Here is a 1,574-nt window from a genome sequence, read left to right on the forward strand (position 1 = left end):
GCGGCAGGCCCGGCGTGATGATGACGCGGTCGCCCGGCTTGCCGAAGCCTTCCTCGAGGGCAATGCGGCAGGCGCGGTCGACCATATCGTCGAGGTCGATAGCGTCCTCCGAGACCACGCAATGCGTACCCCACAGAAGCGAGAGCCGGCGCGCCGTGTTGACGATCGGCGACAGCGCCACGATCGGCACCTGCGGCCGTTCGCGCGCGGCGCGCAGACCAGTTGTTCCAGAGGCGGTGTAGGAAATGATCGCCGACAGTTTCAGCGTCTCCGCGATCTCGCGCGCAGCGAGCGAAATGGCGTCGGCCCCGGTCGCTTCCGGTTCCGAGCGCTGGGCGTTGATGATGCCGGCATAAGTCGGGTCGGCTTCGACCTTGGTGGCGATGCGGTTCATCATCGCGACCGCCTCGACCGGGTAGGCGCCGGCGGCGGATTCGGCCGAAAGCATGATCGCGTCCGCGCCTTCGAAGACGGCGATCGACACATCCGAGACCTCCGCGCGGGTCGGCACGGGTGCGGTGATCATCGATTCCAGCATCTGGGTCGCGATCACCACCGGTTTGCCGGCGCGGCGGGCGGCTCGCGTGATCTGCTTCTGGATGCCGGGCACGGCCTCGAGCGGCATCTCGACGCCGAGATCGCCGCGCGCGACCATCAGCGCGTCGGAGAGTTCGATGATCTCGGCCAGGCGCGCCACCGCCTGCGGCTTTTCGATCTTGGCCATGATGAGGGCCCGGCCGCGCGCGATCTTGCGCGCTTCGGCCAGATCCTCCGGCCGCTGCACGAACGACAGCGCCACCCAGTCGACGCTTGCCGCCAGCACCGCGTCGAGATCGGCGCGGTCCTTCTCGGTCAGCGCGCCGACCGGCAGATCGGTGTCGGGCAGGCTGACGCCCTTCTTGTCGGAGATGCCGGTGCCGGCGACCACCGTGCAGGCGATCGACTTGCCGTCGCTCTTGACCGCCTTGAGCTCCAGCTTGCCGTCATCGATCAAAAGACGGTGACCGGCCTCGACCGAGTTCAGGATTTCCGGATGCGGCAGGTAGACGCGCTTCGACGTGCCGGGTTCCGGACTGTCATCCAGCGTGAAGGTCTGGCCGACGGTCAGTGCTTCCTTGCCATTGGCGAACTTGCCGACCCTGAGCTTTGGCCCCTGAAGATCGGCGAGAATGCCGATCGGCCGCCCGACCGCCGCCTCGACGGCCCGGATGCGGCCGACAAGCGTGCGCATCAGCTCGTGGTCGGTATGGCTCATATTGATGCGGAAGACGTCGGCGCCTGCCTCGAAGAGCTTTCGCAGCATCTCCTCGGAGGAGGAAGCCGGACCGATGGTGGCGAGGATCTTGACCTTGCGGTTACGTCTCATTGATTGTTCGTTCCCGGAGCGGGGGCCGCTGGCGCGCCGCCCGTTGCGGGCTCGTCAGTCAGCTGGACCATCCAGCTTGCCTGCTCGCCCGTGTCATATTCCTGAAATCCGGCGCGCTGAAAGCCCCGGGCGACGCAATCATTCACGCCGGCAATCTTGAACTCTTTTTCGGCGACGCACATGTTGATCGGGCCGTCCCAACGCCCGC

At 66.6% G+C, this 1,574-nt stretch carries 2 protein-coding genes; both read right to left on the reverse strand.

The features are described 5' to 3' along the window. On the reverse strand, positions 1-1,366 hold a 1,366-nt coding region (gene pyk, locus EOA60_RS32185; protein ID WP_128312573.1), incomplete at its 3' end, for a pyruvate kinase. Further along, positions 1,363-1,574, reverse strand: a 212-nt coding sequence (locus EOA60_RS32190) for a DUF1036 domain-containing protein (RefSeq protein ID WP_128312574.1), incomplete at its 5' end; no start/stop codon positions are given. The genes EOA60_RS32190 and pyk, both read right to left, overlap by 4 nt.

It is taken from the genome of Mesorhizobium sp. M1A.F.Ca.IN.020.06.1.1 (assembly GCF_004023265.1).
Lineage (GTDB): Bacteria > Pseudomonadota > Alphaproteobacteria > Rhizobiales > Rhizobiaceae > Mesorhizobium.